General features: G+C 63.7%; 19 protein-coding genes. 17 read left to right on the forward strand and 2 right to left on the reverse strand.

Going from position 1 to position 23866, the window contains the following annotated elements:
- Positions 1–11 precede the first annotated feature (11 nt).
- From trbE to ACEN9N_RS06445, 17 genes are all read left to right on the forward strand, one after another.
- Positions 12–2510 (forward strand): conjugal transfer protein TrbE, encoded by a 2499-nt coding sequence (gene trbE / locus ACEN9N_RS06365; RefSeq protein WP_495655659.1) that lies wholly within the window; start codon positions 12–14, stop codon positions 2508–2510.
- Positions 2507–3271, forward strand: a complete 765-nt coding sequence (gene trbJ / locus ACEN9N_RS06370; RefSeq protein ID WP_495655660.1) for a P-type conjugative transfer protein TrbJ — start codon at positions 2507–2509, stop codon at positions 3269–3271. Before trbE ends, trbJ begins: the two co-directional genes overlap by 4 nt.
- Before the next feature lie 11 nt (positions 3272–3282).
- Complete coding sequence (locus ACEN9N_RS06375; protein ID WP_495655661.1) at positions 3283–3591, forward strand: EexN family lipoprotein; 309 nt, start codon at positions 3283–3285, stop codon at positions 3589–3591.
- A gap of 4 nt (positions 3592–3595) precedes the next feature.
- Positions 3596–4966: a P-type conjugative transfer protein TrbL gene (gene trbL, locus ACEN9N_RS06380; RefSeq protein ID WP_495655662.1), complete on the forward strand. Its 1371-nt coding sequence runs from the start codon at positions 3596–3598 to the stop codon at positions 4964–4966.
- Positions 4967–4991: 25 nt separating this feature from the next.
- Positions 4992–5708: a conjugal transfer protein TrbF gene (trbF, locus tag ACEN9N_RS06385; protein WP_495655663.1), complete on the forward strand. Its 717-nt coding sequence runs from the start codon at positions 4992–4994 to the stop codon at positions 5706–5708.
- Complete coding sequence (gene trbG, locus ACEN9N_RS06390) at positions 5705–6745, forward strand: P-type conjugative transfer protein TrbG (protein ID WP_495655664.1); 1041 nt, start codon at positions 5705–5707, stop codon at positions 6743–6745. The genes trbF and trbG overlap by 4 nt, the downstream gene beginning before the upstream one ends.
- Positions 6742–8055 carry a TraB/TrbI/VirB10 family type IV secretion system protein gene (locus tag ACEN9N_RS06395; RefSeq protein WP_495655665.1) on the forward strand — a complete coding sequence of 438 codons (1314 nt, stop codon included), beginning with the start codon at positions 6742–6744 and terminating at the stop codon, positions 8053–8055. The genes trbG and ACEN9N_RS06395 overlap by 4 nt, the downstream gene beginning before the upstream one ends.
- Positions 8052–8282 (forward strand): DUF2274 domain-containing protein, encoded by a 231-nt coding sequence (locus tag ACEN9N_RS06400; protein ID WP_495655666.1) that lies wholly within the window; start codon positions 8052–8054, stop codon positions 8280–8282. Before ACEN9N_RS06395 ends, ACEN9N_RS06400 begins: the two co-directional genes overlap by 4 nt.
- Positions 8283–8385: 103 nt before the next feature.
- The gene (locus tag ACEN9N_RS06405; RefSeq protein ID WP_495655667.1) at positions 8386–8883 is read left to right on the forward strand and encodes a hypothetical protein; all 498 of its coding nucleotides are present in this window, start codon (positions 8386–8388) and stop codon (positions 8881–8883) included.
- A gap of 175 nt (positions 8884–9058) precedes the next feature.
- Positions 9059–10201, forward strand: a complete 1143-nt coding sequence (locus ACEN9N_RS06410; protein WP_495655668.1) for an ImmA/IrrE family metallo-endopeptidase — start codon at positions 9059–9061, stop codon at positions 10199–10201.
- Entirely contained in the window at positions 10191–10772 is a 582-nt protein-coding gene (locus ACEN9N_RS06415) for a hypothetical protein (RefSeq protein ID WP_495655669.1), read from the forward strand. The genes ACEN9N_RS06410 and ACEN9N_RS06415 overlap by 11 nt, the downstream gene beginning before the upstream one ends.
- Position 10773: 1 nt before the next feature.
- The gene (locus ACEN9N_RS06420) at positions 10774–11940 is read left to right on the forward strand and encodes a hypothetical protein (protein ID WP_495655670.1); all 1167 of its coding nucleotides are present in this window, start codon (positions 10774–10776) and stop codon (positions 11938–11940) included.
- An 8-nt stretch (positions 11941–11948) separates the two neighbouring features.
- Entirely contained in the window at positions 11949–17366 is a 5418-nt protein-coding gene (locus ACEN9N_RS06425) for a hypothetical protein (protein WP_495655671.1), read from the forward strand.
- Positions 17290–18558 carry an IS21 family transposase gene (istA, locus tag ACEN9N_RS06430; protein WP_495656356.1) on the forward strand — a complete coding sequence of 423 codons (1269 nt, stop codon included), beginning with the start codon at positions 17290–17292 and terminating at the stop codon, positions 18556–18558. The genes ACEN9N_RS06425 and istA overlap by 77 nt, the downstream gene beginning before the upstream one ends.
- A complete protein-coding gene (istB, locus tag ACEN9N_RS06435; protein WP_495655672.1) occupies positions 18558–19379 on the forward strand; it encodes an IS21-like element helper ATPase IstB in 822 nt (273 codons plus the stop codon). The genes istA and istB overlap by 1 nt, the downstream gene beginning before the upstream one ends.
- 43 nt (positions 19380–19422) lie before the next feature.
- Positions 19423–20811, forward strand: a complete 1389-nt coding sequence (locus ACEN9N_RS06440; protein ID WP_495655673.1) for a hypothetical protein — start codon at positions 19423–19425, stop codon at positions 20809–20811.
- Positions 20812–21368: 557 nt separating this feature from the next.
- The gene (locus ACEN9N_RS06445; protein WP_495655674.1) at positions 21369–22214 is read left to right on the forward strand and encodes a tyrosine-type recombinase/integrase; all 846 of its coding nucleotides are present in this window, start codon (positions 21369–21371) and stop codon (positions 22212–22214) included.
- Positions 22215–22259: 45 nt separating this feature from the next.
- On the opposite strand, the gene ACEN9N_RS06450 is transcribed toward ACEN9N_RS06445, so the two are convergent.
- Together ACEN9N_RS06450 and ACEN9N_RS06455 are read right to left on the reverse strand one after the other, a co-directional pair.
- A complete protein-coding gene (locus tag ACEN9N_RS06450; RefSeq protein WP_413312958.1) occupies positions 22260–22688 on the reverse strand; it encodes a cupin domain-containing protein in 429 nt (142 codons plus the stop codon).
- An 81-nt stretch (positions 22689–22769) separates the two neighbouring features.
- Positions 22770–23789 carry a Gfo/Idh/MocA family protein gene (locus tag ACEN9N_RS06455; RefSeq protein WP_495655675.1) on the reverse strand — a complete coding sequence of 340 codons (1020 nt, stop codon included), beginning with the start codon at positions 23787–23789 and terminating at the stop codon, positions 22770–22772.
- Between the last annotated feature and the right edge of the window lie 77 nt (positions 23790–23866).

Consider the following 23866-nt stretch of genomic DNA (forward strand, 5'->3'; position numbering starts at 1 on the left):
ACGCCGACGCCATGCTGAATCTCGCCGAATACCGCAAGCGCCCGGCGCTGCTGGCCGACTGGCTGCCTTGGGCCGGGCTGGTGGCCCCCGGGATCGTGCTCAACAAGGACGGCTCGTTCCAGTGCACGGCACGGTTCCGCGGACCGGATCTGGACAGCGCGACGCAGGGCGAACTCATCGCCACGTCGGCGCGGTTGAACAACGCGCTGCGCCGGCTCGGCTCGGGCTGGGCGCTGTTCGTGGAAGCCGAGCGGCGCGAGGCGGCTGGCTATCCCGAGTCGTCGTTCCCCGAGGCGCTGTCCTGGCTGGTCGACGAGGAACGCCGCGCCGCGTTCGAGGAGGACGCCAGCCACTTCGAGAGCCGCTACCACCTGACCTTGCTGTACCTGCCGCCCGAGGAGTCGAAGGCACGCGCCGCGGGGCTGCTCTATGAGCGCCCAGGGACAGACGTCCAGGATGGATCGGGTGCGTCGGACGGGACAGATTGGAAGAGTCGGCTGGAAGCCTTCGTGTCCGAAACCGAGCGTTTCCTTGGCCTGCTCGAAGGCGTGATGCCCGAGATCGACTGGCTCGACGATGCGCAGACGCTGACCCACCTTCACGGCTGCGTGTCCACGCGTCGGCATGCGGTCGCGATGCCCCAGATGCCGATGCACCTCGATGCGCTGCTGGCCGACGAGCCGCTGACGGGCGGGCTGGCGCCGATGCTCGGCGGTCGGCACCTGCGGGTGCTGACGGTGCGCGGCTTCCCGACCTCGACCTGGCCGGGCCTGCTCGACGACCTGAACCGCCTGGGCTTCGCCTACCGCTGGAGCACGCGCTTCCTGTGCCTGGACAAGGCCGAGGCGGAAAAAGAACTCGTGCGGCTGCGCCGCCAGTGGTTCGCCAAGCGCAAGAACATCGTGGCGCTGCTGCGCGAGACCATCTTCCAGCAGGAAAGCGCGCTGGTCGACTCGGACGCCTCGAACAAGGCGGCCGATGCCGATGCGGCGCTGCAGGAACTCGGCAGCGACCAGGTGGCCTTCGGCTACGTGACCGCCACCGTGGCGGTGCTCGACGCCGATGCCGCGGCGGCCGACGAGAAACTGCGCGCGGTCGAGCGCGCGATCCAGGGCCGCGGTTTTGTCACGATCCCCGAGACGCTCAACGCTGTCGAGGCCTGGCTGTCGTCGATCCCCGGGCATGTCTATGCGAACGTGCGCCAGCCGATCGTCTCGACCCTGAACCTCGCGCACATGATGCCGGTGTCGGCCGTGTGGGCAGGTCCCGAGCGCAATGCGCACCTCGACGGGCCGCCGCTGATCGTCACACGCACCGATGGCGCGACGCCGTTCCGACTCGTCACGCACATCGGCGACGTCGGGCACACGCTCGTGGTCGGGCCGACCGGCATGGGCAAGTCGGTGCTGCTCGCGACGCTCGCGCTGCAGTTCCGCCGCTATCCCGGCGCGCGCATCCTCGCTTTCGACATGGGACGCTCGTTGCGGGCCACGATCCTTGGGCTGGGCGGCGAGCACTACGACCTCGGTTCGGATGGCGCCATCGCGTTCCAGCCGCTCGCGCGCATCGACCAGGACGGATACCGCACCTGGGCGGCGGAGTGGGTGGAGGGTCGGCTTCGTCAGGAAGGCATCGAGGTCGGGCCGGCCGAGCGGGAGATGGTGTGGTCGGCACTGGCCAGCCTCGCCACCGCGCCGCCCGAACAGCGCACGATGACCGGTCTGGCGGTCCTGCTGCAGTCGAATGCCCTGCGCCAGGCACTGGCGCCCTATGTGCTCGGTGGTGCGCACGGGCGGCTGCTGGACGCGGACCGGGACCGGCTGGGAGCCTCCTCCATCCAGTGCTTCGAGATGGAGGAGCTGATGCACAGCAAGGCGGCCGTGCTGGCTGTGCTCGGCTACCTGTTCGCGCGTTTCGAGGAGCGCTTCGACGGCGCGCCGACCCTGCTGATCCTCGACGAGGCCTGGTTGTTCCTCGACGATCCCGTGTTCGCCGCGCGCATCCGCCAGTGGCTCAAGACGCTGCGCAAGAAGAACGTCTCGGTGATCTTCGCGACGCAGTCGCTCGCGGACATCCAGAACTCCAGCATCGCGCCTGCGATCGTCGAGAGCTGCGCGAGCCGGATCTTCCTGCCGAACCCGCAGGCCACCGAGCCGCAGATCCGCGTGATCTACGAGGGCTTCGGGCTCAACCGCCGGCAGATCGAGATCGTCGCCACGGCGCAGCCCAAGCGCGACTACTACTACCAGTCGCGCCTTGGCAACCGGGTCTTCGAACTCGGGCTCGGGCCGGTGGCACTGGCCTTTGCCGGCGCTGCCTCGCCCGAGGACCAGCGTGAGATCGACCGCGTCCAGGCCTCGGTGCTGGCGTCGCCGTTCGCGCGCATGCCTTCGGTATTCGCGGCGGCCTGGCTGCGCCACCGTGGCCTGGGCTGGGCCGCCGACCTCATCCCTTCGTTTCCCTCTGCATCACCGTCTCTTTCCTCAACCCCGCAGGAGAAATCACCATGAACCTCACGTCCTCATTCAAGCCCCGGATCGCCGCGCTGGTCGCGGCCGGGGCGATCGCTTTCGGTGTGGCCCCGCCGGCGCATGCCATCTTCGGTGTCGGCGACACCGTATTCGATGCGTCCAATTTCATCCAGAACATGCTGACGGCGGCCCGCGCGCTGGAACAGATCAACAACCAGGTCGAGCAGCTGCAGAACGAGGCGCAGATGCTGCGCAACCAGGCGAGGAACCTTCAGGGCCTGGATTTCAGCGCGCTGGCCGAGCTCAAGTCGACCCTGTCGGCCACGAACCAGCTGATCCAGCAGGCGCAGGGGCTGGCCTTCAACGTCTCGCGCATGGAAGAGGAGTTCCAGCGGCTGTACCCCGAGTCAATTTCGGCGGCGCTGTCCGGTGCGCAGATGGCCGGCGATGCTCGGCAGCGCTGGCGCAATTCGCTCGAAGCCCTGCGCACGGCCACGCAGGTGCAGTCGCAGGCGATGCAGAACTTTGCCTCTGACGAACGGGCGCTCACGGACCTCGTGAACCGCAGCCAGTCGGCCACGGGCGCCTTGCAGGCGATGCAGGCGACCAACCAGCTGCTGGCGCTGCAGTCGCGTCAGGCGATTCAGGCGCAGCAGCTGCAGATCACGCAGGACCGCGCCACGGCGCTGGAGCAGGCGCGGCAGGTGGCGGTGCAGGAGCGCGCGCGCGAGGTGCGCCGGCGCTTCATGGGTAGCGGCACGCCGTACACGCCCTACCGCGTGAACTTCTATGGCCACTGAGGGGAACGTCCATGAAGCATCTGAGTTTCATCATCACGGCCGCCGTGGTCCTGCTGCTCGCCGGCTGCGGCAAGTCCGAACCGACCCAGTCTGCGATCGAGTCCGTTGAGGCCCTCGTCGCGAATCCCGAGCGGCTGAAGGATCTGCGGGCGCAGTGCAAGGCCGACCATGCCCGGATGGGCGACGCGCAGTGCCATGCGGTGGCCGAGGCCACGCGCCAGCGCTTCATGCGTGGCGGCTCATCGCCCTACGCGGGCGAGCCGGTCCCGCCGCCGGCCGCACCAGCTTCGCCGCCGGCCAGCGCGGGCGCCAAGGACTGACGCGATGAACGATGTCGCGGTCATCGATCGCTTCCTCGATGTCTTCTCACGCTACATCGATTCGGGCTTCGGACTGCTCCACGGCGAGGTGGCGTTCCTGACGGCCACGCTGGTCGTGATCGACATGACGCTGGCTGGCTTGTTCTGGGCGATGAGCCATGCGGCGGGGCAGGGCGACGACGTGATCGCGCGGCTGATCCGGAAGGTGCTTTATGTGGGGGCGTTCGCTTTCATCATCGGCAATTTCAACCAGCTGGCGGGCGTCCTGTTCCGGTCGTTCGCGGGGCTCGGCCTGCTGGCGTCGGGCTCCAGCCTGACACAGGCGCAGTTCCTGCAGCCGGGCCGACTCGCGCAGGTCGGCATCGATGCGGGCCGGCCGATCATGGAACAGATCAGCGAGATGACGGGCTTCCCCGAAACCTTCGCCCATCTGGACACCATCGCCGTCCTCTTCCTGGCCTGGCTCGTGTTGATCGTGAGTTTCTTCGTGCTCGCGGTGCAGCTCTTCGTCACCCTGATCGAGTTCAAGCTGACGACCCTGGCGGGCTTCGTGCTCGTGCCCTTCGCGCTGTGGAACAAGACCGCGTTCCTGGCCGAGAAGGTGCTGGGCAACGTGATGTCCTCGAGCATCAAGGTGCTGGTGCTGGCCGTGATCGTGGGGATCGGCACCGGCCTCTTCGCGGAGTTCCGTACGCCGCCCGGGGCCGAGCCGTCCATCGACCATGCGCTGACGATCATGCTGGCGGCGCTCGCGATGCTGGGCCTGGGGATCTTCGGACCGGGGATCGCGACGGGGCTGGTGTCGGGCGCGCCGCAGCTCGGTGCCGGCGCGGCGGCGGGGACGGCGCTGGGTGCGGCGGGCCTGGCGGTCGCGGGTGGCGCGGCCGTAGCAACTGCAGGTTCCGCTGTGGCCGCGGGGACGCGCATGGCACCCGGCGCGGTGCGGGCGGCCATCGGTGGCGGCGCGGCCGTCGCGCGCTCGGCCAGTGGCCTGTCGAGCGGCGCGAAATCGGCCTACCAGGTGGGCGCAACGGCGTCCGGCGGTGGCGGTGCGCGCGCGGCCGGTGCCGGGCTCGCCCATCTCGCGAAAACCAGTGCCGGTGCTGCCGGCCAGCGCATCGCATCCGGCGCCAGAGCCGTGAAGGACCGCGTGGCGAACTTCGTGGCCGACGCAGCCGCGCCTGTCGCCGCGGCGAATGCGGCATCTGCCGGTGCGGACGAGGCTGGCGAACCAACGCCCGAACCGGCATGGGCCAAGCAGATGCGCCGCAAGCAGCAGCTGAGCCATGCGGCCTCGACGACAGCGCACGTCCTGCGCTCGGGCGACCACGGCGGCAGCGGCACGGGCCCGAGCCTGCGTGACGACTCCACCTGATCTGAATCTTTGAGGAGAACCATCCATGCGATTCAAGCGACCCCAGGTGCGCTACTCGGACACACCCGAGCCCGTCACCCCGTACCAAGCTGCGGCTCAGGTCTGGGACCAACGCATCGGCATCGCACGCGTGCAGGCGAAGAACTGGCGCTTGATGGCCTTCGGCTGCCTCTCGTTGGCGCTGCTGATGGCTGGTGGCCTGGTCTGGCGCTCGGCGCAGTCCATCGTGACACCCTATGTCGTCGAGGTGGACAGCGCGGGCCAGGTGCGGGCGGTCGGTGAGGCCGCCACGCCGTACAAGCCCAGCGATGCGCAGATCGCGCATCACCTCGCGCGCTTCATCACCGACGTGCGCTCGCTGTCGATCGATCCGATCGTGGTACGGCAGAACTGGCTCGAGGCCTACGAATACACGACGGACCGCGGCGCCGCGACCCTGAACGACTACGCGCGCGCCAACGATCCGTTCTCGCGCATCGGAGAGAGCTCGGTGGCGGTGCAGATCAACAGCGTGGTGCGCGCGAGCGATTCGTCGTTCCAGGTGCGCTGGACCGAGCGGCGCTACGTCAACGGCGAGGCGGCCGGACTGGAGCGTTGGACCGCGGTGCTCGCGATCGTGCTGCAGGCGCCGCGCACCGAGGAGCGGCTGCGCAGGAACCCGCTGGGCATCTACGTTAACGGTCTGTCCTGGAGCCGCGAGCTTGATGCGACGGACGCAGCATCGAAAGGAACCAAGCCATGAAGACTGATTTTCGTAGAGGCGTATCTGCGCCGATCCTGATTGGGGCGGCCGTCCTTGCCGGCTGTGCCACGCAGGGCAAGCCGCCGCCAGCGATCCCGCTGGACGAGCCGGTGGCGGTCCCCGCGCAGTCGGTGCCGGAGCCTGCCCCGCCCATCGAAGTGGTGGAGGTGCCGAAGCCTTTGCCGCTGCCTGGGCAGATGAAGGCGCTGCCGAGCGCGCAGGAAGCCAAGCCGGTGCCCGAACCCGCCGACGAGAAAGTGCGGGTCTCGCGCGCCAACGAAGAGGCCCGCATCGCGCCGACGCGCGAGGGCTACGTCAACGCGATCCAGGTCTGGCCGTATGCCGACGGCGCGCTGTATCAGGTCTACACGAGTCCGGGCCGCGTGACTGTCATCGCGCTGCAGGAGGGCGAGGAATTGGTGGCGGTCTCGGCCGGCGATACGGTGCGCTGGATCGTGGGCGATACGGTCAGCGGCAGCGGTGCGAACCAGCGGGTCCACATGCTGGTGAAACCCACGCGCGTGGGCCTGAAGACGAACCTGGTCATCACGACGAACCGGCGGACCTATCTACTGGAGCTGTCATCGACGCCGCAGGCCTGGATGGCGTCGGTGTCCTGGGAGTATCCGAAGGACCGGATGCTGGTGTTGCAGAGGCAGGCAAGGGAGGCGCAGTCCGCGGCGCCGGTGGACTCGGGACTGTCGGTGGAGCAGATCCGGTTCCGCTACGCGATCAGCGGCGATGCGCCGTCCTGGAAGCCGCTGCGTGCCTTCGACGACGGGCAGAAGGTCTACATCCAGTTCCCGGGCGGCATCGCGCAGGGCGAACTGCCGCCGCTGTTCGTGATCGGGCCGCAGGGCGACGGGCAGCTCGTGAACTACCGTTTCCGCTCGCCGTACTACGTGGTGGACCGCCTCTTCGGCGCGGCGGAACTGCGGCTGGGCGGCTTCAAGGACGGCAAGGCCGAGGTGGTGCGTATCGAGCGGACGGATGGCGCGAACGGCAGCGTTCGGGGTGCACGGAGCGATGGGTCATGAGTGCGGAGGAAACCCTTCCGCCACCGTCGTCCCCGGTCCCGCCCAAGGTCGCGCCGGAGACGGTGGCCCTGCGCGCGCAGCCTCGGTCGGTCGTGCGGCTCAATCGGCGCATGCTGGCGGTCGGCGCCGGCACCCTGGCCGCCGCCGTGCTGGGCGGCACGATGTGGTCGCTGCAGTCGCAGAAGCGCGAGCGCAATCCGGCCGCCGAGCTGTACAACGTGGACCGCGTGGCGCGGGCCGATGGGCTGGATCAGCTGCCGAAGGACTATGCCGGGATGTCGCCAGCGCCGAAGCCGGCGCCGCCGGTGCTGGGGCCACCGCTGCCGGGAGATCTTGGGTCGGCCATGGCGAAGGCGCAGCAGCCGATGGAGGCGAGGGTGGGGCAGGGCGTCGATCCGGCGCAGGCCGAGCGGTTGGCGGCCGAGGAGGCTGCGCGGTCGTCGGTGTTCTTCCGGCGCAGCGGCGATGGTGCCGCTGCAAAGCGGGGGACTGCCGCCGAGCGGACCATGCCCGCAGCGGACGTCGATCGGTCCGGGCTGACCGCGGGGCAGCTGCCATTCAATCCCTTGGGCGCGATGAACCCAGCCTTGAATTCGCCGGCCGATCCTGTAATGGCGCAGAACCGCCAGGACCGAAAGGAAGCCTTTCTGGCGAATGCCGGTGACCCGGCCACGCGCAATCCCGGCAGTCTGCAGTTGCCGACTTCGCCGTACCAGGTGATGGCGGGGACCGTCGTCCCGGCGGCGCTCGTGACGGGCATCAACTCCGACCTGCCGGGGCAGGTGATCGCCACCGTGACCGAGGCGGTCTACGACACGGCGACCGGCCGGCACCTGCTGATCCCGCAGGGCTCGCGGCTGATCGGGCGCTATGACAGCCAGGTGGCGTTCGGGCAGCGGCGCGTGCTGCTGGTGTGGACGCGGCTGATCCTGCCGGACACGTCATCGGTGGCGCTGGATCGGCTGCCGGGGATCGATCCCGCTGGCTATGCCGGGCTGGAGGACGGTGTCGACTGGCATTGGGATCGCATCTTGGCCGGCGCGGCGCTGTCGACGCTGCTCGGCGTGGGCGCCGAGTTGGCGGCGCCGCAGAGCCGGACGGACCAGGACGGCAATCGCCTCGTGATCGCCGTGCGCGAGGGGGCGCAGGACACGGTGAACCAAGTAGGGCAGGAGATCACGAAGCGCAACGCGAGCATTCAGCCGACACTGACGATCCGGCCGGGCTTCCCTGTACGGGTGATGGTCAGCAAGGATCTGGTGCTGCGGCCGTATCAGCCGCTGACTTTTACGCGCGGGAGTTCGCAATGAGCAAGGGTGCTGGTCGCTTGAGTCTGGGCGCGCTGCCGCGTGCCGAAAGCGTGAAGCTGACGATCACGGTGCCGGTGGAATTGAAGGCGCAACTCGAGGCCTATGCCGAGGTGCACAGCCGGCTGCACGGACCGGTGGATGCGGTGGCACTGGTGCCACACATGCTCGCCGCGTTCATTGCGCGGGATCGAGGTTTCAGAACATTGCGCGGAAAGCGTCAAAGCTGAAATTGGATTGAGCACTGGCCGAGAGACGGCTCCACAGTACTACTCGCAGCCGGCGGTGCAGGGCCGGGCTGCGGCGGGCCCTTGCCGTGCGAAACTGTGAGCCATGGACCCAACCAACTTCCTGATGCAATACGTGCCCGGCTATGCTGACTTGGGCCAGCAGGAGCGCGACGCCATTTCGCACTTCACCCTGCTATGGAGCGCCATGGAGGGGCGCGTATTGCAAGCGAATGCCAACCCCACCTCGCTTGTTGGCGCGGTCAAGGTAATGGCTGAGAACGGGCTGCTCGATATCGACGCGTATCAGGGTAGCTTGGCTTACTTCCGCGACCGTTACTTCCGGGACGGTGGGTTTACCTACCATTTAGACCAGTTGCTGTTCCGTTCGCGTGACCGACGCCCGCTGGTGGAAGCGGTGCTGTGCGGCAAGGAGAACGATCCGATCAGTGTTGTTTCCGCGTTATTGCTCGTCGTTTACCGGCTGAGGAACAATTTGTTCCACGGAGCCAAGTGGGCGTATGGGATCAAGGGCCAGCAGGCCAACTTCACGCATGGTGCCGAGGTCCTGATGCGTGTGCTGGAGGCGCACCACTGCCCGTAAGTGGCTTGCCCGCCCGGTGCGAGGAACGAACCGGTTCTACGATCGGGCCGGCACTGACGCCGAGAGGTAGTTTGCGCGTTCGCGTAATGCGTGCATGAGTATGCGGGGCATGGAAGACTGCGCTGATCGCGGACCCACTACAGGCACTCCGCGCCTACTATGATGGCAGCCCACCATGGCCATTGATCTTCGCTTGTTGGGCAACAAGTTCGCGAAGTACCGCGGGCAGTTGCAAGAGTCCCTGCTCGATGTCGCGACCTCGACAGGGATTGACGCGGCCCGGCTCGCCCAAATCGAGGGCGGCCAGACCGAGCCGACTGGCGATGAGATCCTGATTCTCGCGGACCACTATCGCTGCGATTTCAAGTTCTTTATTTCCAATGAACAGGTCGCCCCTTTCGAACAGACCGAGGTGCTCTATCGCGCGCACGGCTCGGACTTTTCAAAGGCGGATCGGCGGGCGGTTCAGGATTTCCTTTATCTCTGCGAAACCGAGGACTTCTTGATGCGCGAGCTGGGCCGTGCACCCGGCTCTTTCACCTTTTCGCCCTCCGGTGACTACTACAAAGGGCACGCCGAGGTCGCCGCGGTTCGACTACGATCGGCGATGGGCTATGCGGACAACGCCGTTCCCCGAGACGTGTATGCCGACTTCCGAAGCGTGGGGGTGCATGTCTTTCGGCGAAAACTTGGCAATTCGAACATCTCGGGGCTGTTCATCGCGCACCCGGTCGCAGGCAAATGTGCCCTCGTGAACTATAGCGAGGACATCTACCGACAGCGATTCAGTGCGGCCCACGAAATGGCTCATGCTATTTTCGACGCTGAGCAAGGGGCCAGTGTGAGCTTCAAGCGGCCTGACGGTTCCGACCTAGTTGAACTCCGCGCGAACCGATTCGCCTCCTGTTATCTCATGCCCCCGAGGTTTCTATCGAAGCTTCCCGACCCGAATGGGTGGAAGGATTCCGATGCGATCGACTGGGCCAACAGGCTGCGGGTGAGTTGCTCTGCGTTGGCCATCGCGTTGCGCGAGGCGAAGCTCGTAGCTCAAGCTACGTATGCCCGGATCTCCCGACTCCGCGTTCCCCGAGATGCCAAGATCGATCCGGAGCTCCCCGAGTCGCTTAATCCCGTGCAGCGCTCACGCAAGGAGCAGTTGTTGGAGCTCGGCCTCTCAGATCACTATGTCGCACTTTGCTTCGAAGCACAGAGTTCCGGCGTGATCAGTCAGGGACGGCTGGCCGAGGCGCTCCTGTGCAGCCAAGCCGAACTGCTTGAGCTGGCCAACCTTTATGGCCGGACGCTCCATGGCCATTGACCCGTCCAAGTTCCATCCCGTCAACGTGGCTGACACGTGCTCGGTGTGGAACATCTTGTCCTCGCCCCGGCTCAATGCCGCGGCCAAGGAGGCTCGGTGCGACTTCTGCGTGACCAGCTTCGTCCAATACGAGTGCCTGATAAAGCCGCGAAAGTCGATTTTGCCAAGCGAGCAGAGATTGATGGATCGTTTGCGAGCAGAGCAGCGTCGCGGCGCCTTCCAGGCCCACTCATGCGGCATCGGAGATCTTCAATCAATCGAACTGCTGGAGAAGCGCAAGAAGCTGGGCAAAGGCGAGCTTTCATCGATCGCCTTCGCCATGAAGATCCGCCAAGGATTCATCACCGACGACAGAAAGGCATGGCAGTTGGCCAAGGACGTCGGTCACCCGCACGCGCAAACGACCCCTCATCTGTTTTCTTGGTTGATCTTCACCGGCAGGCTTGGCGATGGCGACAAGGACACTGTCATCGCTCAGCACGTAGACTCGGGAAGGCACATTGCGCCACACCTGCAGACCGCCTATGAGATGGCCCTCCAATGCCGGCTCAATTCAACGGCCAAGTCCTGACTTGAAGATGGTGCGAACTCGTCGTCCCCGAAGCCCCGAGCGCGTCGCTTTGACCTTCGGTCCGGATGACGACGATCCAGAACACATTGAGCGAACCGTCTTTCTTCCGACCGACTTCCCCTACATGGAACTGCGGGCCCTCGGCGAAATGCTGGAGACTGAGGGCGTGTTCGTCCCGGGCTACAAACCACCGCCCGTGGGGCTGTGCCACCCCGACGGCTTCATCTTCGAGGCCCAATTTGAAAAGATCCAGACCATCCTTCTGCCCGATCGAAACATCGCATCTCGGATGGCGAAGATCGTGGCCGGCGCGCCAATGGATGCGACGCTCCGGAAGATTGCTGCAATCAAGTCCTTTTGCCACTTTCTTGACATCCAGCTCGAGCCCGCCGTCGCTTTCCACGAACTCGCCCATGCGCAAGGCAACGACACGGCAAATCTGGAGCTGGCTCGATTTCGGGACGCCGACAACGCGGATCCCTACCCATGGTTGGACTTGGCTTTCGGCGACCGGGATGCACTTGACCCGCAGGAATCCGAACGATTGCCGGAGTCCCACGACTTGGCCTATCCACTGCGACGTTGGCGGCGCAACTACATCGCGGCCCTGAAGATCGCCGAGTTTGAGCTCTCCGCTCGCCCCAATTTGGATCGGATGCTGGCGTTGCTGGCCTGGATGCGCGACGACTCCGTGATCGCGGGCCCTGCGGCTTTGCTCGCCTGCATCTACTTCGCCCCCAACTCTCCGCCTCGCAAGGGCTTGTTCAAGCAACTCCGCTCTCCCCAAAGGCTGCGAGCGATCGAAGGTGCGCGTAACGCCGCCTGGGACCTGACGCATTTGAGCGAGATGATCAGGAAGGTAAACGAAGCGAATGGTGCGTCGACCCGCCTGATCTTCGCCAGCTTCGACGAGGGGCTCCGCAGCTTGGCCACACTCTTGTTCAATTTCTTTTCGGCCGACGTTTTTTCGGAGCGAATATTGTTCGAAGCGCTCACCCCTCACTGGAGTCCGGCCCACGCCGAAAAAATCGCAAGGGCATTGATCGAGCTTCTGGCTCATATCGATGACGAAGACCGCAAGCGCCGGCAAGCAATTTCACCGCTGTCGATCGATGAGATGATTCAGCGAGGGGAACAGTCCATCTTGTCTGCTCCCGGAATCTCCTGAAGCCGATCATGCGTGACAACGATACCGGCACAGCCCCGATAGAAATCGACAAGGTTCGAGCATCAAAGGCGGGCCATGCCTTTCATGAAGCATGGGCGGCGCGCACCGCACTTGAACTCCTGCCGCCGTCGTCCGACCTGACCGCTATCACGCTTGAGGGTTTCGATGAGCTGGATGAACAAGGCTTGGGAACCGGTGCGGTCGAGATTGCCGATCTTGTCCGGTACCACGGCGCCACAGATGTTGCCCGGGCACATCGCGTCACAGTCGTTCAGTTCAAGTACTCGATCGCAAGCGCGGAAACGGCAGTTCGAGCTGCTGACTTAGCATCAACTCTCGCCAAGTTTGCCGCGACGGATGCTGAGCTTCGGGCAATGCATGGCGATGACCACGTTATTGCCGTGGTGCGGTATGAGTTTGCCACGAACAGGCCCATCCACGAGAACTTAGGGAAGGCGATCTCAGCGGTTGTCGCGGGCTCCCAAGAAGCCGGTGATATAGGCCGCCAAGCGGGCCAGATCGCGCAAACCCTGAAAGAGTATCCCCATCCCGTTGCTGACCTGCTGCGGCGATTGGAATTGGTCGGCAGCAAGGGAAGCTTGATCGAGGCGGAGCGTGCGATTTCAACAACGCTTGCCGCATGGAGCGAGCCCGGCGATCCAGATGCGGAGAAGCGCCTGCTCAAATTGCGAAACCTCATCAGGATTAAAGCCGGTCCTGGCAGCGAGACGGATAAACGAGTTGATCGGGTAGCGGTCCTGGCTGAGCTGGAGGTGGAGCACGAGGATCGTCTGTATCCCACGCCTGACGCGTTCCCCGAGGTCGAGGTAGTCATTCAGCGCGACGTTCTTGACGACATTGCAACACTCGCCCGCGAAGCTGGTCTTCCTCTCGTCGTCCATGCAGCAGGCGGGATGGGCAAGACTGTCTTGATGCAAGGCCTCGCCGATCGATTGCGAGCCGACGGCCCCGTGGTGCTCTTCGATGGCTTCGGTGCCGGTCGTTGGCGGGATCCTGCCGATAGTCGGCACCTTCCAGAAAGGACGCTGGTCCATCTTGCCAATCTCATGGCCGGAAAAGGCCTGTGCGACATCCTGTTGCCAGTGGCGGATGTCACGGGCTTGCTGAGGGCGTTTCGGCGGCGGCTCGCACAATCGGTAGAGACTGCGCGGCGAACGCGCAGCGGTGCATGTATTTCACTGATGCTGGACGCAATCGATCACGCTGGGCTTGCCGCGCAGGAAACCGCGACATCGTCGTTCGCACACCTCCTCATGCGCAGCATCAGCGTCGATCCGATCGATGGCGTTCGCATCGTCGCATCGTGCCGGACTGAACGGCTCACGTTGGCAACCGGCGATACATCGCATCGTTCCTTCTCAGTTCCGTTGTTCACTGACACTGAGGTTCGTGCCCTCGTTGGGCGGCGCGTGCCGGATGCCTCGGCCGACGAGGTCGCTGCCCTGCTGACGCGGTCAGGGCGCAATCCACGCTGCCTCGACAACCTGATCACGACCGGGCGACCGTTTGATCCGGTGATTTTTCCTGATGCCCTGGAAGAGCCGCAGGATCTCCTCGACGTGTTGCTTCGCAAGCGTCTCAACGAAGCGCGTGAAACTGCACGCGCTCGCGGTGCGAGCGATGCGGACATCGATCTCCTGCTCACAGGTATCGCCTTGTTAGTGCCCCCAGTTCCCACTGAAGAGCTTGCTGCGGCACACGGGCTGATCGCGGAACAGGTTGAAAGCTTTGCGGCCGACCTTGCTCCCTTGCTCGAGCGAACGCCACATGGCCTGATGTTCCGCGACGAACCGACTGAGTCCTTGATCCGATCAACCTACGGTGCGAGCCAAGCCGGTAGAGATCGTGTCATCGCTGCCCTCCAAGAACGCCAGCTCGCCTCAAACTATGCGGCCCGAGCGCTGCCGGCGTTACTCACTTCGCTACGCGATGCTGGTCAGCTCATCCAGCTGGCCTACGACCTGCGCGTTCCCCGAGGTGCTTCACAAGTAAGCGCGCGCGACATCCGCCTATCACGGATTACTGCCGCAATAGCACTGGCGGGAGAGCTTGGCCGGCGCGAGGATCTTTTGCGCCTGCTACTGGAAGCGTCCCTCGTAGCTGCGGGGCACGAGCGGTCCGACCGCTTCCTATACGAGCATCCCGATCTCGCTGCCGTGGCTGGTGACCCCGAGGCCCTGCGACGGCTTTCCGCGACCAATGTCGGCTGGCCCGGGGGGAAACACGCCGCTCTTGCGCTTGCGAATGCCTTTGCCGGAGACCGAGACGAGGCGCGTCGCCACGCTCGGAGATCAATCGATTGGCACAATTGGGCCGCGCAGACCAAGCGCAGCGAGCGCTTCAACCATTCGACGATCTCACGACAGCGCGACGATATTGGCTTCGCCTATGTCGAGATGCTGGCAGGCAATGATGTGCGTGTTGCGGAGTTCTTCGCCCGTCGAGACGAGAGTGCGGCATTCACCAAGTTCCAGGACTTATTCGATCTTTTGGATCGACATCAGCATTCACCGCACCCGCCCGAAACGCGCGTCGCAACACGGTTATTGCGTTGCCGACTGCAATCTCGAGCACTCTACGCCGCTGCGGTCCCATTCGTCGGTCGTGACCCATCCCACGCCAAGAGGCTTGTCACGGCGCTTGCAGCCGCGCCTCCCGGGAATGGCAAAAACAAAGGCTTGGCGATGGCCAGCGTGCTTGCGTCGGCACTGGCGCTTGAGCTTGGGTTGGAGAGAGAGGCAGCAACCATCCTTGCTGGAGCTGCACTTACATCGCCGACCATTTATGACTATTCAGGTCACCATCCGATTGATCCCACGATCCACGTGGCCGTTCTGGCCGCTGGTGTTCGAGCGGCCTTGAGTCGAAAGCGCGCCGCTTTGATCGACATTGCGCCGGCAGATTTCATCGGGTTGGTGCCTGCAGGTACGCGATCGCGGGGCCCCAAGACCTTCGGCCGGGTACTTAATCAGAAGCTGGCAGCTCCCAAGTTCGATGGAACTCGTCACCGACGGAAGAGGCGCGATGGCCTCGATGAGGAACAGCGATCGGACTATTCACGTGTGCTTAGCAGCCGGATCTTGCCGCTGTTGAACTACGCGCAGGATGTTGCTGACATCATTCGTCCGCCGCGTGGCAAGGCGCGCGGCGAGATGGTGACCGCGGCTTTCGATCGACTTGTCCACGATGTCGAGCAGTCATCTAACTATCCATATCGGGACGGGAAAGCTCATCTCGCGCGAACCGGTTTCCGAGTGATTTTCGATCTTGTCGACGCGTTAGGTGCGCTGGATACCACGCTTGCAAAGCGCATGGCCGAGTGGGCGGCGAGCGCTCCGGGCCTGTTCACGCCGGAACTGACCAATACGGTTGCTCAACTATCGCGTATCCCCCAATGCCACGATGCTGCGCTTCTCCTTGCCGGCCATATCGAGCGCAAGATCCAGCTCGATACCGATGTCGGAACCAGGGTTTCATCCTACGGCGATCTCGCCCGCGCAGTCTGGCGAGTCAGCATTGAAGAGGCGGCGGCCTATTTCCGCCGCTCCCTAGACCTTGCAGAGGCAATTGGATCGGATGACTTCGATCGTACCAATCACTTGCTTGAGCTGACCGGCCACTATTCCGGTCCCGAACTTTCGCCGGCGGCGGCGCACACCCTAGCGCGCATCCTCGAATTGAATCAGAACGAGGACGGAAAATTCCCCTGGACTGAATATGCCAAGACGATGGTGCCGATTGCCGGTCGGGGGACGTTGGCAACACTGGCGCGGCTAGATGATCGTGACGCAGCGCGCCTTGGACTGTCACTCGGTCCAGCGTTAACTGTCCTCGTTCGCAATTCGAAGCTTTCAGTTGAAGTCGCCGCCGCTCTGTTTGGTTTGGCTCCTCCAATCGAAAGTTGGACATGGCATATCTCGGACTTCGCGTCAGAGGTCATCAGCGGTCTGCCTCGAGGGCAACGGGAGTGGTTCTTCGACCTGCTACTGGTTGAGATTGATCGCGACGATCAACTTTCTCCCGCAAGGAAGACGATCGAAGGGCTACGCGACCTCGCAGAGCGCAGTCTTCCTGTCGCTTCCCGAGCTCGAATGCGAATCGAGGGCTTGCTTGCTCGGCTTGGACCCAAATCCGAATCGAAAACGGTCATCTCCCCGTCGGCCACATCAGAGCCTCCGATCGTCTTCCCGGTGGATCTCACGGACCCAGACGAGATCGATCGCCAGATACGCAACGAAGAGATTGATCAGACGGGAAGACGATGGCCGGTTCGGACACTGATCGATTTAGCCAGGCGAGCTAGCTCACCTGCCGAGCGCCTCGGATTCGTCCGCGCGGTCGTCGAAGCGACGGCTGCTACGCTTGCCGACAAAATCCATGCGCTGGACGATCACTTGGAGGAGTGGAGCAAGTCGTCAGCGGCTATGCGCGATGCACTACCGGATTTAGGGTTGCGCTTGGCAACCAAGCACGCAGCCGAACTCGCTAGTTCTAGCACCGACGCATGGGGCGGCTGGCGGGACCTTGAGCAATACTTTCATGTCAATCTGGCAACCCTTGTCGAGCACGTAGTTGCCGCGCTCCGGAGCACCGCAGATAGCGTTGGCGGTAACGCCTGGCTTGCGCTCGCCGCGAGGCTAGCGCCTGATGTCAGCGCCAGCGCCATTGCGGAGGGCCTTGAACGGTTTCTGGCGAATACCGGCGAGAAGCTGCCGTCTGAAGTTGGAGACGGAACGTGGGACGCGCGTTTTGCGGTTCCTGTCGACGAGGCGACATTCGTAGCTGGGCTCGTGTGGGCGAGGCTTGGCCATCCGGTAGCAGCAATGCGCTGGCGCGCTGCTCATGCGGTAAGGCGCTTGGCGGCGGCCGAACGCTTCGATGTGATTGAAAGACTGGTCGAGCGCTTTGGTTCTGCCCGGAGCTTGCCTTTCAGCGACGCGAAGCTCCCTTTCTACGGAATGCATGCGCAGCTCTGGCTGTTGATCGCTCTTGCCCGCGTGGCAAAAGACGTTGCTCTCGCACTGGCCCCTCACCGCGCATTTCTTGAAGGAATCGCCTTTTCCACTGAGTTTCCTCACGTCGTCATGCGTGCGTTTGCGATAGACATACTTCGCGAGCTTGCGCCGTCACTGACACCCGAAGAGCGCGGAGCTCTCATTGCCAAACTTGCGCAAGCGAACCAGTCGCCCTATCCACATGTGAGGCGACACGACAAACTGCCCCCCCGACGACATGAGGAATTGACCCCCCTCATAGCAGGAGGCCAAGATGGAAGCCAACGTGTTCGAGCAAGCTCCGCGATCCGAACGGATCGATTGGAGGCAGGCGATGCAGGCACCAGAGGACGTAGAGGCGATGCTCAAGCTGGCGTCGCTTGGGTGGGGCGCCAAGCGCATCGCCCATGAGTTGGGATGCAGCCGCAATACGGTGCGACGCTACCTTCGTCAGGGGGGCTGGCAACCGTACGAATCACCCGAGCGACCGGGGCGCCTGCACGCGCACGCCGAATGGCTGGCTGCCCAGTTCCGCCAGCATCGGGGCAACTGCGATGTCGTGCGCCAGGAGTTGCTGCGGGTGCACGGAATCGAGGTCAGCCTGCGCACCGTTGAACGTGCTGTGGTGCACCTTCGACGCGAGGTTCTGGCGCAGAGTGTTGCCACGGTGCGCTACGAGACGCCGCCCGGTCATCAGTTGCAGATCGACTTCGGCACCGTGCGTGTGCCGGTGGCCGATGAACCGCTGAAGGTCCACTTGTTCGTGGCGACGCTGGGCTACTCACGGCGCACCTTCGTCACCATCTTCCTGCACGAACGCCAGTCGGCATGGCTGCAAGGATTGGAGAGTGCCTTCCGGCACTTCGGCGGAACGACCCAGGAAGTGCTCGTGGACAACGCGCGAGCGTTGGTCAACGAGCACGATGTGCAGACACGCGAGGTGCGCTTCAACGACCGCTTCCATGCCTTCTGCCGGTACTGGAAGGTGATCCCACGGGCCTGCGCGCCGTACCGCGCACAGACCAAAGGCAAGGACGAACGCGGTGTCGGCTACGTCAAGCGCAACGCGATAGCCGGGCATTGCTTCGCGTCCACGGAACACCTGCAGGCCCACCTGGCTCGCTGGATGCGCGAGGTGGCCGATGTGCGCATACACGGCACGACGGCCGAGCCGCCGGCGCTACGCTTCGAGCGTGACGAGCGCTGCATGCTGACGCCGCTCGCCGCCAAAGCGCCGTTCCTTCAGGTGCGCGAACTGACCCGCCGCGTGCACAGCGACGCCTGCATCGAGCTGGACACCAACCGCTACAGCGTGCCGTGGAAGCTCATTGGCGAGAGTGTCACGGTCGTCGTAGCCGAGCGGCAAGTGCGAGTCCTCTATGCCGGGCAGGAGGTCGCCTGTCACGCCCAGCACGCGGACCGCCGCGTCACTGTGATCGAGCGTACGCATCTGGCGGGCATCGTCGGCTCCCACTTGGTGGGCGCGAGTTGGCTGAGCAGAGCATCGGCCGGCGCTGCGCCCACGACGATGACGCCGGCAGTGCCCGCAGAGCTGCTGCGCCCCCTCGCCGAATACGAGAGTGCGCTCGGAGGTCCCTGGTGATGGCCGCCGGCAAGAAGGCCAAGGTGCCGGCCCTGGAGGTGGCGGGGGACCTCGAACCAATGCTCACCCGTCTGAAGCTGACCGCCATCCGCGACCAGCTCGACACGCTGCTGGACCAGGCCGGTCGAGCCGAGCTGAACCTGCGCGAGGCGCTGTCCATGCTGTGCGCGGCCGAGGTCGCGCGCAAGGATGAGCGACGCATCCAGATGGGCATGTCGATTGCCAAGTTCCCATGCGTGCGTACGCTGGAGGGCTTCGAGTACGAGGCGCAACCATCGGTCGATCCCAAGCAGATCCGTGAGCTGGCGACCTCGCGTTGGATCGGCAACGGCGACAGCCTGCTGTTGCTCGGACCACCGGGCGTGGGCAAGACGCACCTGGCCGTGGCACTTGGGCGCGAAGCCATCGTGCGGGGGTACTCCACATTGTTCGTGCCGGCCACGGGACTGGTGACGCAACTGGCACGTGCGCATGCAGAGGGCCGGCTCGAGGAGAAGCTGCTGCACTTCACCAAGCCCAAGTTGCTGGTGGTCGATGAGCTGGGTTACCTGCCGTTTGAGACGAACGCGGCGCACCTATTCTTCCAATTGGTGAGCCGGCGTTATGAGCGCGGCTCGATGTTGGTGACCAGCAACCGATCGGTAGCCGAATGGGGCACGGTGTTCGGCGACGCTGTCGTGGCCACGGCAATCCTGGACCGGCTGCTGCACCACAGCCACGTCATCACGATCCGCGGAGACAGCTACCGGCTTCGCTCGAAGCGCCGTACCGGGCTGATAAGCCAGGCAGCCACCGCGTCCGAACTTACCGAACAGGAATAAACACTGGGGTCACTTCTTCATGTCGCCCGGGGGCCAGCTGCTGATGTCGCTTGACAATCCACATGCTCCCCGAACTGCCCATGGCGAGTTCCGCTATGCCTCCAGGCCAGATGCCTCGCCGCGACCAGAGGATGGCTTTCACCTCGATTACGACTTCAACAAATATCAGGTCGAGCGCTTGTGCCATGTCTTCGCTTGTCCAAGCTGGGAGGTGGAAGACCGCATAGGCGCGTGGGTGCGGCGGTGGGACAAAGAAATTCGAGCAATGCACGATTGCCCGCGCAGCAGCAGCTATGACGAAACTTGGTCGTCGGGATATGTTCCCGATCGAGATCGGTACGGGGGGTATCTTGGCTGGCATGCACTCATGCTTGTTGCCGGTGATCTGCTGGCGACACGGGCGGTTGTCGGCGAGGACTGGAGCGGCGACGCTTGGGCCGCGTTCTTGAGGGAATACGCGCTGTCAAGAGATGACGGTCTCTGGCTTGCCGATCTCACAGATCCTTTTCCGCTCGACCTTACCAAGGAAGCGGATATGCCCATGCCGGAGAGCGGTGAGCGCGGCACCGTCCGCGAAGATAGCAATCTGCTGGCACCGTTGCTCGGCTTGCTGGACGGCAAGGTGGCGGCGGATTGGCTTCCGGTCGCGGGACGTTGGTCGATCGGGCGAGACACAACTGTCACGCTTCAAAGCGTACTGGCGAATGCCGACGATGCGCGAGCGGTGGTCATGGCCGTGCTGTCAGCTGAGGCATTCTTTAGATGGTTGCCCGACGACGAAGATGAGATTGCCCGTCATTTCGGCGGCGACGGCCACACGGTTCAACCATGGGTCGCAAAGACACCGAACACTGAGCGCCAACTCGATCGCCATGATCCTTATGGTGCAGCCACCGCACTCGACAGGCCTTTCCCATCGGATTGGACGCGAGATCTGTTAGGGACAGTCGCGGATGACAAGGCGATACGCCGCTGGTCAATCGACGGGAGAACAGCGTATTGCGCCGAATCTTGGGGTGCTGAGGGCGGACGGGGTGAGTATGCCTGGAGCGAGACTGGGCACCGGTTGTTCGTCAGTCGTGGCGCATTATTTTCTCTGCTCAAGATGTCCGAGCGCAGTCTTGTCATTGCGCTCATACTGCAAAAGTATCACAAAGGAAAATCGAGCGGACGTGGTGGGGACACCAGCGGCTTTACCCATCGGTCGTTGATGGTGGTCGTGAACGAACGCGGCCAGGTTTGGTCGCCGCAACGCCTCTCTCGACAAGCCAAAGAAGCCCTTACGACGCTCGATCCCGATCGACGGCGGGATATTTATCCGAGATTCCGCGCGATCGCTGACCTACCCGACGAACGGCTATCTCGGCGCAGCGAGCTACCAAATCTCGAGGAGCTATACCGAGTGTTCGTCGAGCGCCAAGAGCCAGAATAGGGTGGCGGCCGGCCTCACTTCTTACTCGAATCCGTTGCCTGATGCGTGCGACTGTTCCACGGACCCCCCATTTCAGCTGATCGACAGTGAGGCCCGATGGCTGGGAGAGCGTCTACAGCACCTACGAACTCGACCCGCGCCCCGCCCCCCTGGGCATCGTTTAGGCAACTGCTGTTGAGACAGTCGAGTCTCGCGGGACAATCGAGCGGCCCCAGCAATGATGCGTGAGAACAACGCAAAAGATGAGACCTATTGGTGGGGGTACAAAAGGGGGTACGAAAGTTTTTTCTAATCGGCAAAAGCCAGTATTCATGCGGGGTGCAGCCCATCTTTCGATCGGTTTCACAAATAAAACGTCCAAGGGCGTCCGGAATCATCCTCCGGACGCCCTTTTTCATTGGGAAACTGGGCGAATCGGGTCCGCAGGCATACACTGAAATCCGGTGACTGCCAGCGCCAAGTGGGGGTACAAAAGGGGGTACAAACCGCCTGAACCCCCTGGTACGGCGGTTTTGTACCCCACCCCCTGGATGTCCCATGCCGTTGACCGATGCCGCATGCCGCACGCCTCCTGTCCGCCTGATCGCAAACAGGCACGCTACGCTGACGCAGGTGGCCTTTATTTGGAGGTCTCGGCCTCGGGATCTCGCCGATGGTTCTGGAAGTTCAGGATCCAGGGGGTCGAGAAAAAATTCGCCTTAGGCTCCTATCCCGACGTGAGCCTTGCGGCGGCGCGAAAGGCACGTGACGCGGCCAAGGCCCAGAAGGCTTCCGGCATCAATCCCATACAGGCGCGCCAGGTCGTCAAGCTCAAGGCGGCCGTGAACACCGGGGATACCTTTAGAGAGACGGCACTCGAGTGGTTCGACAAGCACCGTGCGCGCTGGAGCGGCCACTACGCCACGCGCGAGAAGCGCAACCTGGAAAAGGACCTGTTTCCGTATTTCGCTGCTCGTCGCATCAGCGAAATCGAGCCCATCGAGTTGCTGGCAGCCCTGCGCCGTGTCGAGGAGCGTGGCGCTCTCGACGTGGCCGGCCGAGTGCTGATGACGGCACGCGCGGTGTGGCGCTACGCGGTGGCAACTGCGCGGGCGCTGCGAGACATCACGGCGGATCTCAAAGGGGCACTCACGCCCCACAAGAAGCGGCATTTCGCGGCGATCACCAACTCGTACCTGGCAGCAGGCTTAGCGAGTCTAGGCATCATCCAGGCGCCCTCGTACGCGGTTCATGAGGCTATCTCGGCGGGGAGACTCGTCGCGCTGCTGAAGGATTGGCGCACGCCCACGATCCCCGTCCACGCGATCTATGCGCCGAACCGCTACCTCAGTGCGAAGGTGCGTGTCTTCATCGACTGGGCGGTGACGCTCTTCGAGCGCCACGAAGACTTGCGACCCAGCTGATCTTTCCGAAATCCGTGAGTGGAGGCGAGGATGCGCCGCGGCCGCTCAGGGAGAACATTCGACAGTCACATAGTCCGCGGGCGTGTTGATCTCTATCAGCTCGAGGTCGTCAGACTGGCGAATGACGTTGTGCGCCACTCCGGCGGGCTGACTGAGGCAGGAGCCGGCAACGACGGTCACCGGTTCGGGCATGCCGTCAAACCGGAATTCGACCCAGCCTTTCAGCACGTACACGAAGTGCGCGGTCATGTCGTGCCAATGCCAACCGGTCTCCTTGCCGAACGGCTGGACAGCGCGGATGTGCTTGGCGCTGATGCGTCCCCCCGAAGCCTCCGCCATTCCGAGATCCCGGTACTCCACGTTGGCGCGAGGACCATCCCGATGAAAGCGGTTGTCCTCCAGAGGGGTGAGAACAAATTTGGATTTCGCCTGGTCGAGCGCCAAGGGACCTTGGTATCGCGCAGTCTTGCTCATCGGATTCCTTTCAGTTGATTGGCCAGCGAGTGCCGTCGAGATGCGCGGCGCGGGCGTCGGAGGGGAGGGGCGATTGGTCGATCAGCCGGCAATCGGCGCCAGATTCTGGAGCGCGCCCCCTTGCCGGGCCGAAGCGTAGGCCGCGTCCATGATCTGCATCATTGCCTCGGCGTCGCGCAATGACGCAATCGGCTTTGCACCTGTGCGAGATTCAGCAAGGACCCGTTTGACGAACAGGGGGTAGTAGGCGTCGGTGTCCAACTCGAGGCGCAGACTCCGTGTGCCAGCGGCAAGATTGCTTCGGTCGCGGAACTCGATCCGGTCGGGGCCCGATTTCGCGTACATGCGATCGGATGAAAGGGTGAACGAGAATTCGCGCTGCTCGTCCGGCGTGCTGGGGAAGCTGTATCCGGTCTCCACGAGTCCGATCACGCCATCTTCGGTTTGCATCGTCAGCAACGAATAGTCTTCAACCTCACCTCGGTGCGTCCGAGCGTTCATGGTCGCTGAGACGCGCGTGACTTCCTTGCCGGTCAGCAATCTGAAAAGGTCAATGAAGTGCGTCGCGACATTGATCGTGGATCCGCCACCGGAAAATGCGGGATCGAGCGCCCAGCCTGCGCCTGCAGCTTCGTAACGGCCAGGCGGACCAACGATGAACCGGAAGGACATGTAGTTGAAGTCCGAAGGGATGCGACCCTCGGCACCGTGGAGCGCACTGAGCAGGTCGCTCATGCGAAAGATGAGCGGTACCGCGCAATAAAGATCGGCTTCCTCGGTCAGTTTCCGCAGCCGGGTCACCTGCGACATGTTGACGCCGCAGGGCTTCTCCAGCGCAAATGGAATTCGCCGCGCGATCGCCGCCTCCGCGAGCGTTGGCATTTCGGAATGCCGACCGAACACAAACGCGAAATCGACTTCCTCGCGCTCGAGCAGCTCATAGGGCGACGAGTACAGCCTGCTTCCGAATCGCGTTGCGATCGCTTGCCCTTTCACTTGCTCCGAATCGGAAACGGCAACCACCTCGATCCCGGGCGCCTCGAGCGCATCGAGATAGAGCGGGACATGCCAATGGCTGGCTTCCAGCAAAGCAACTTTCATGCGTGTTCTCCTCTCGCGCAGCGAGCCGCACGGAATGCCGCGGCAACCCTGCAAAGCCTATTCATGACATCTTCCTT

It is taken from the genome of Variovorax sp. Varisp46, assembly GCF_059491885.1.

Bases quoted from the DNA above. Each gene is read 5' to 3' on its own strand.
- trbE (WP_495655659.1), top strand. From the start codon at position 12: ATGCTGAATCTCGCCGAATACCGCAAGCGCCCGGCGCTGCTGGCCGAC.
- trbJ (WP_495655660.1), top strand. From the start codon at position 2,507: ATGAACCTCACGTCCTCATTCAAGCCCCGGATCGCCGCGCTGGTCGCG.
- ACEN9N_RS06375 (WP_495655661.1), top strand. From the start codon at position 3,283: ATGAAGCATCTGAGTTTCATCATCACGGCCGCCGTGGTCCTGCTGCTC.
- trbL (WP_495655662.1), top strand. From the start codon at position 3,596: ATGAACGATGTCGCGGTCATCGATCGCTTCCTCGATGTCTTCTCACGC.
- trbF (WP_495655663.1), top strand. From the start codon at position 4,992: ATGCGATTCAAGCGACCCCAGGTGCGCTACTCGGACACACCCGAGCCC.
- trbG (WP_495655664.1), top strand. From the start codon at position 5,705: ATGAAGACTGATTTTCGTAGAGGCGTATCTGCGCCGATCCTGATTGGG.
- ACEN9N_RS06395 (WP_495655665.1), top strand. From the start codon at position 6,742: ATGAGTGCGGAGGAAACCCTTCCGCCACCGTCGTCCCCGGTCCCGCCC.
- ACEN9N_RS06400 (WP_495655666.1), top strand. From the start codon at position 8,052: ATGAGCAAGGGTGCTGGTCGCTTGAGTCTGGGCGCGCTGCCGCGTGCC.
- ACEN9N_RS06405 (WP_495655667.1), top strand. From the start codon at position 8,386: ATGGACCCAACCAACTTCCTGATGCAATACGTGCCCGGCTATGCTGAC.
- ACEN9N_RS06410 (WP_495655668.1), top strand. From the start codon at position 9,059: ATGGCCATTGATCTTCGCTTGTTGGGCAACAAGTTCGCGAAGTACCGC.
- ACEN9N_RS06415 (WP_495655669.1), top strand. From the start codon at position 10,191: ATGGCCATTGACCCGTCCAAGTTCCATCCCGTCAACGTGGCTGACACG.
- ACEN9N_RS06425 (WP_495655671.1), top strand. From the start codon at position 11,949: ATGCGTGACAACGATACCGGCACAGCCCCGATAGAAATCGACAAGGTT.
- istA (WP_495656356.1), top strand. From the start codon at position 17,290: ATGCAGGCACCAGAGGACGTAGAGGCGATGCTCAAGCTGGCGTCGCTT.
- istB (WP_495655672.1), top strand. From the start codon at position 18,558: ATGGCCGCCGGCAAGAAGGCCAAGGTGCCGGCCCTGGAGGTGGCGGGG.
- ACEN9N_RS06440 (WP_495655673.1), top strand. From the start codon at position 19,423: ATGTCGCTTGACAATCCACATGCTCCCCGAACTGCCCATGGCGAGTTC.
- ACEN9N_RS06445 (WP_495655674.1), top strand. From the start codon at position 21,369: ATGCCGCACGCCTCCTGTCCGCCTGATCGCAAACAGGCACGCTACGCT.
- ACEN9N_RS06450 (WP_413312958.1), bottom strand. From the start codon at position 22,688: ATGAGCAAGACTGCGCGATACCAAGGTCCCTTGGCGCTCGACCAGGCG.
- ACEN9N_RS06455 (WP_495655675.1), bottom strand. From the start codon at position 23,789: ATGAAAGTTGCTTTGCTGGAAGCCAGCCATTGGCATGTCCCGCTCTAT.